Source organism: Peribacillus sp., from assembly GCF_059453735.1.
In genome coordinates, this window is sequence record NZ_JAZVJO010000005.1 from 1 (window position 1) to 6,075 (window position 6,075).

General features: G+C 40.8%; 7 protein-coding genes and 1 pseudogene. 4 read left to right on the top strand and 4 right to left on the bottom strand.

Going from position 1 to position 6,075, the window contains the following annotated elements:
• Positions 1-180 precede the first annotated feature (180 nt).
• Entirely contained in the window at positions 181-837 is a 657-nt protein-coding gene (locus tag AC52RT_RS00175) for a C40 family peptidase (RefSeq protein ID WP_495538883.1), read from the top strand.
• Between the two features lie 131 nt (positions 838-968).
• On the opposite strand, the gene AC52RT_RS00180 is transcribed toward AC52RT_RS00175, so the two are convergent.
• The 3 genes from AC52RT_RS00180 to AC52RT_RS00190 form a co-directional block, all read right to left on the bottom strand.
• A complete protein-coding gene (locus AC52RT_RS00180; RefSeq protein ID WP_340846339.1) occupies positions 969-1,502 on the bottom strand; it encodes a hypothetical protein in 534 nt (177 codons plus the stop codon).
• Positions 1,503-1,614: 112 nt separating this feature from the next.
• The gene (locus AC52RT_RS00185; RefSeq protein ID WP_495538884.1) at positions 1,615-2,409 is read right to left on the bottom strand and encodes an SDR family NAD(P)-dependent oxidoreductase; all 795 of its coding nucleotides are present in this window, start codon (positions 2,407-2,409) and stop codon (positions 1,615-1,617) included.
• Positions 2,410-2,429: 20 nt separating this feature from the next.
• On the bottom strand, positions 2,430-3,392 hold the full coding sequence (locus AC52RT_RS00190) for an MBL fold metallo-hydrolase (protein ID WP_495538885.1): 963 nt from the start codon (positions 3,390-3,392) through the stop codon (positions 2,430-2,432).
• A 341-nt stretch (positions 3,393-3,733) separates the two neighbouring features.
• Between AC52RT_RS00190 and AC52RT_RS00195 the strand changes: the two genes are divergently transcribed.
• The 3 genes from AC52RT_RS00195 (at position 3,734) to namA (ending at position 5,677) form a co-directional block, all read left to right on the top strand.
• Complete coding sequence (locus AC52RT_RS00195) at positions 3,734-4,279, top strand: pyrroline-5-carboxylate reductase family protein (RefSeq protein ID WP_495538886.1); 546 nt, start codon at positions 3,734-3,736, stop codon at positions 4,277-4,279.
• An 8-nt stretch (positions 4,280-4,287) separates the two neighbouring features.
• The gene (locus AC52RT_RS00200) at positions 4,288-4,578 is read left to right on the top strand and encodes a pyrroline-5-carboxylate reductase dimerization domain-containing protein (RefSeq protein WP_495538887.1); all 291 of its coding nucleotides are present in this window, start codon (positions 4,288-4,290) and stop codon (positions 4,576-4,578) included.
• An 82-nt stretch (positions 4,579-4,660) separates the two neighbouring features.
• On the top strand, positions 4,661-5,677 hold the full coding sequence (gene namA, locus AC52RT_RS00205; RefSeq protein WP_495538888.1) for an NADPH dehydrogenase NamA: 1,017 nt from the start codon (positions 4,661-4,663) through the stop codon (positions 5,675-5,677).
• 93 nt (positions 5,678-5,770) lie between these two features.
• Here namA and AC52RT_RS00210 read toward each other — a convergent pair.
• Positions 5,771-6,075, bottom strand: a pseudogene (locus tag AC52RT_RS00210) (manganese catalase family protein); the annotation flags it as partial.

Here is a 6,075-nt window from a genome sequence, read left to right on the forward strand (position 1 = left end):
GCATACACAAGAAAAAAACCTGGTTATAAGCCCATAATATCTAAAATACAGGAACTTATTACCTTGGTCCTTTTACCTATTATTTGTAATGAAAATGTAACCATTTTATCCATTAAAATATTGTAATATAGTAAAGTCATAGTTAAATAGAAATAGAGATCTCGAGGGGGACAATACAACATGAAAAAATGGATAGCTTCAGCTGCCATTGCTTCCGCTTTAATGCTTACACCAATTCAAGCTTTTGCAAATATCGGAGATAAAACACTTAAACCGGCTACAACAAGCAACGATAATCGCCAGCTTCAAGAGCTGTTGAAAATAAAAGGTTACTTTACATACAGCGGTTCATTCACCACCTATTATGGCAGCTACACAAAATCCGCCGTGAAGAAATTCCAAAAAGCAAAAGGACTTACTGCAGATGGAATTGCGGGTCCAGCAACTTTTAAAGCACTTGGCGTATACAACGTTAACAATACAACCCTGATTAAAAATGCGAAATCACTGCTTGGTACTCCATATAAATGGGGCGGTACAACGACATCAGGATTTGATTGCTCTGGGCTGATCTATTATGTGTACAAGAAACAAGGAATTATACTGCCACGCACATCAGCATCGCTTTATAAAAACACAGGATTAAAGGTATCCTCTCCATCAAAAGGCGACCTAGTATTCTTTGATACTTCTTCCAAAAAAACCGGCGTATCTCATGTTGGTATTTATCTTGGAAACGGAGAATTTATCAGTGCCGCTTCTTCTAAAGGAGTCAGCATTGCAAAAATGAACAATTCTTATTGGAAAGCAGCCTATATAGGCGCAAAAACACTATAAGTTCAACCAAAAGGCTGTCGAGAATCCTCGGCAGCCTTTGTTTTATGCTTCCCCCTTTTTCTCTATACACATTAGACATCGGCAAGAGAGAAAAGTTTTAAAGAACATAAAAAAAACTTCCGAGGAAGTTTCTAATGCTGATCTAGTATTTCCTTTGTCTCGCCGTCAACCATAACCGTGAACGACTCATCAAGATTTGAACGCTTCATCAATTCAATATCATAGATATCTTCTTCTGGAATATGAGTCAGCTTCAATACCATAAACTGCTGACTTTCACTTTTTTTCACATAGTCGATGGCAGAGGTAACCGCTTCCCTTTCACGCAGACTTGATTCGTCTGTCAGCACAAGTACAAGCTTTGCTTGTCCTTTGTTGGGAAATGCTTTATTCAATTCCCCGGTATACCATGTCTTCACCTTCATGCCAATTTGCACGTCAGTCCAATCCAAAATTTCGCCATTCAAATCCTTTATTTGCGCTTGATCGGTAATTTTGTAATAGGTGCTGTTAATTAATAACGTATTTGCTTCTGGATCTATGTTGGTGATAAACCCGTCTTCGCCCTTACCAATCGCTTCCGCACTTTGTTCAGATGTAAAGGGCTGGCAGCCAGAAAGTAGAAGTAAGCAAATTGATACCAAAAGAAGTATTCCCCGTTTCACTTTCGTCCCCCTCTCTTGTTTTGAACCTGGATATCACCTTATTACCAATATATCACATTTTTCAAAAGAGAGGGACAAACAAAACATTAAGTTCTTACCAGGACAGTTACCATTATTTTTTAAAAAACGCACCTTTTCCCAGTGTCTCAGCCGTTCTAGGAAAGAGATTATAAAATTTACTGGCAGCATTCATATATCCTGGTAGATTGATTTCACGTTTGGAAGTAAGCATAGCCGCAACAATTTTTTCTGCTACATCCCCAGGTTTAAGCATAAATTTAGCTATGCTTTTCACATACGAACCTGTCTCATCCGCAATCTCAAAGAAATTGGTTTCAATAGGACCTGGGTTAACAGTCGTTACATGAATATTCGTGTTCATCATTTCCATCCGAAGTGCATTTGAATAACCAAGTACAGCAAATTTTGTTGCTGAATACAAAGAAGATTTAGGCGTCGCCATTTTTCCTGCCTGAGACGCTATGTTAATGATATGTCCTTGATTTCTTTGCAGCATGGATGGAAGAACCATTTTCGTACAGGCCATTAAACCAATGACATTCACATTAAACATCGCTTCGGCTTCGTGAATTTCCGTATCAACCGCCTGTTTAAATATACCAAATCCTGCATTATTGACGAGTACATCCACTTTGCCTGCATCTTGAAGGATTTTCGTGAAAACCACTTCAATATCTTTTGGTTTACCTACATCAAGTTTGTACGCATAAAAATCCTGCTGCGTATATTGCGTACTAAGTTCTTGCTTTAGCTGCTCTAGTTTCTCCAAGCTTCTAGCTAGCAAGACTACTTTGGCACCTCTTGCTGCCGCACGACGAGCAACTTCCATTCCAATTCCACCGGAGGCCCCAGTGATTACTACACATTTATCTTGTAAATTCCCCATTTATACACCTCATCATTTCATTAGCGAACTGAATAATATATGACACCTGAATGAGTCTCATGTTTTATTTCACCTAAATCTTCTAAATAATCCAATTGACCAACACTTTCAGATAGAGTCAGACCAAATTGCTTTTTATATACCTTTGGAAATAACTGCATACAAACTTGAAGTCCTGTTAAAGGCGATTGTGTCAGCATTTCTTTTACCTGCATAGCCCGGCTGTGCTGACGATTTAACTGTGATTGAATCACTTCAGGAATCCGAGTAATTTCAGCACCATGCCCTGAGTAAACAAGGGACACTGGAATATTCAGCAGTTTCTTCAAGGCTTCATTATATTGCAGCAGAGGCTTTGGACGGTCCGCCCCCGGTTCAAGAGCAGGTTCTAATATTGGATTGGGTGAAATCTTGGCTAATAGATGATCTCCGCCAATTAATACGCCATCCTTTTCACGAAAAAGAGAAATATGACTTTGCGCATGTCCTAGTGTTTCAATGACTCTCCATTCTGGCAGACCTGGCACCTCATCACCTTCCCGAACGCATGCACTTAACCCTCTTGTAGTAATCACTGAGCCGGGTCCGCGGTAATCAATTAATTTAGAATAATAGTCCTCTGGTACGCCAAGTTCTCCCGCTAGTTGAGTAAAAAATCGGGTTAATTGTCCGACAAAGGATTCCGGCATATCCAGCCAGCGCTGATTCGTTGGATGACCATAAATTTGGCACTGATCACTAACAAATTCTAAACCTCCTGCATGATCAGGATGATGATGGGTTAACACAACCTGTTCAATATCACTTAATTGTAGACCGAGAGTGTTCAACTCCTGTTCAAGGACTTCCCTTGACTGATCCGTTCTGACTCCAGAATCAATCATAGTCAAGGCCTCTCCTTTTATTACATAAACATTTACATCACCCACTGCAAAAGAAGTTGGTAATGTGATTTTTGCTATATTTCCTTGCCAACTAGTCATAGCCTATCTCCTTAAACATTATGGTTAAATTCTATGTACAAGTAAACGATAAAAACTACTTTAATGATTGCATGCATTTATCATTAATTTTACCTCTGACATGAAGAATTGTCATTATTTTCGCATAGTTTACTTCTATTATTGTCTCCCAAAAAGAGACTCATTCGGTATTGACATAGTCGCTGACTATCGTCGATAATCACAGTAACTAAAAAAGATACGGCTGCTAAAACCAGATTCATGTGGTAAACAAAGGTGCCCCGTGGAAGGTCTTCTTCCTCTTTTGGATGAGAGACCTTTTTCTATATTAAAAAAACACAAGCAAAAGGAAGTGAATAATCATGAGCAAAACGGCTTTTATTGGAGCAGGATCAATGGCTGAGGCAATTTTTTCAGGAATGATTACAAGAGGCGGAGTGGATCCATCAACGATTTATACGAGTAATCGAACGAATACGGCTCGACTAGATGAACTGCAAGAGCAATATGGTGTGACTGGATGTCAATCACTCGAGAAGCTCTTAACAGGTGCTGACATTGTCGTCATTGCCGTCAAGCCAAAGGACGTGCTTACCGTCATGTCCGCAGCAAGAAGATACCTCACAGAAGATATGCTGGTTATATCCGTTGCCGCTGGAGTTAATATAGCCAGTCTTGAGGGGATCATCTCTAAAGAAATATCGATTATTCGGGCCATGCCGAATACATCTGCAGCTGTCGGTAAATCTGCGACAGCCATTGCTGCCAATAAACAAACGAAAGAAAAAAATTTAGCTGATGCGATTGCTTTATTTAAAGCGATTGGTACTGTATCCCTCGTTGAGGAGTCCCAATTAGACGCCGTGACAGGCCTTTCTGGAAGCGGACAGCCTACATTTATTATTTAGTGGAGGCAATGGAGAAATCAGCAGGTTCGATTGGCCTTGATAGCGATACCGCTAAGCAGCTGATTATCCAGACTCTAATTGGAGCAGCGGAAATGGTGAATCAATCATCAAAAACAGCTTATCAACTACGAAAAGAAGTGACTTCACCGGGAGGTACAACAGAGGCCGGGCTAAAGGTCCTCGCAGCAAACCAAGTACAAGAAGCGTTTGTGAATTGTATCCAAGAAGCTGCTTTGCAATCAAAAAGGATGGGCAGGCAAATCAGCGAGGAAATAGAAGAATCACTCCTTAAAAAGTAATCGTTATAAGCAGATTCTTGGTTGAATTTATGTCTAGTTGCTATACTACTAACATCTTAAACAATTAAGGGGATGGATAAGTATGGCAACAAAGCTTTTTACTTCATATACACTGAAAGACGTAACCTTAAAAAATCGGATTGTTATGTCTCCTATGTGCATGTATTCGAGTCACGAGAAAGACGGGAAAGTTCAAAACTTTCATAAGACACACTATACAAGCAGAGCCGTTGGTGGAGCAGGGTTATTGATTGTTGAAGCAACTGCTGTTACGCCGCAAGGACGAATCTCAGACCGTGATCTCGGAATCTGGGATGATGAGCACATCGCTGGTTTACGTGAACTTGTATCGCTTATGAAAGAAGAAGGAACTAAAACCGGCATTCAGCTGGCTCATGCCGGCAGAAAAGCTGTGGTTGACGGCGACATTCTAGCACCGTCCCCAATTGCTTTTGATGAAACATATAAACAACCAAAAGAAATGAGCGTTGAAGATATAAAAGAAACCGTTGAAGCTTTTCGTCAGGGTGCACTTCGTGCTAAGCAGGCTGGTTTTGATATCATTGAAATTCACGGGGCTCACGGGTACCTGCTGAATGAATTTCTTTCGCCGATTACGAATAAACGTACAGACGAATATGGTGGATCGGCTGAAAACCGCTACCGTTTCCTTAAAGAAACGATTACAGCTGTTAAAGAAGTCTGGGACGGACCATTATTCGTACGAATCTCTGCCAATGATTATCTAGAGGGCGGCATGGACCCAGAACAATATATTGAAATGACCCAGTGGATGAAACAAGACGGAGTCGATTTAATTGATGTCAGCTCAGGGGCCGTAGCTCCCGCTCGTATTAAAGCCTTCCCTGGCTATCAAGTTCCATTTAGCGATACCATTAAGCATGGTGCTGACATTCCTACTGGCGCCGTTGGCTTAATTCTTTCCCCTGCTCAAGCCGATGAAATTATCCAAAACGATCGTGCAGATCTTATCTTCCTTGGCCGCGAATTACTTCGTGATCCTTATTGGCCTCGAACCGCTGCAAAAGAACTGAATTATGAAATCACACCTCCTAAGCAATATGAACGAGGCTGGTAAAACCGTGATGCCTGCAGACCTGAGAATGAGTCTGCAGGTTTTTTTGATTTTCAAAAAAGCGGGTGTCCTTTTATGGACACCCGCTTACTGGAATTACGAATTTAAATCACTTAAACCCGGACTATGTTCATTTGGCATTTCAGGCATATCAGGTACTGCAAATCCATTTGGCGGCGGGGTTACTGATAGGTCCCCTCCATCTCGACTTGGAGTTACCCCTTGGAAAATCTGTCCTATCATCGTATCATCTAGTCGGAAATTAAACTGTGCATTATGATACCCGAGATCCACATACTTACGGCATGCAGGGTATTTATTTAAATCATAATTAGGAATAGGGAATAGTTTTACCCATTCAACGCCTAATGTTTCCAGCGCTTTCGCGAACGCATTTTGAT

Coding starts and splice junctions, on each gene's coding strand:
- AC52RT_RS00175 (WP_495538883.1), top strand. CDS start 181: ATGAAAAAATGGATAGCTTCAGCTGCCATTGCTTCCGCTTTAATGCTT.
- AC52RT_RS00185 (WP_495538884.1), bottom strand. CDS start 2,409: ATGGGGAATTTACAAGATAAATGTGTAGTAATCACTGGGGCCTCCGGT.
- AC52RT_RS00190 (WP_495538885.1), bottom strand. CDS start 3,392: ATGACTAGTTGGCAAGGAAATATAGCAAAAATCACATTACCAACTTCT.
- AC52RT_RS00195 (WP_495538886.1), top strand. CDS start 3,734: ATGAGCAAAACGGCTTTTATTGGAGCAGGATCAATGGCTGAGGCAATT.
- AC52RT_RS00200 (WP_495538887.1), top strand. CDS start 4,288: ATGGAGAAATCAGCAGGTTCGATTGGCCTTGATAGCGATACCGCTAAG.
- namA (WP_495538888.1), top strand. CDS start 4,661: ATGGCAACAAAGCTTTTTACTTCATATACACTGAAAGACGTAACCTTA.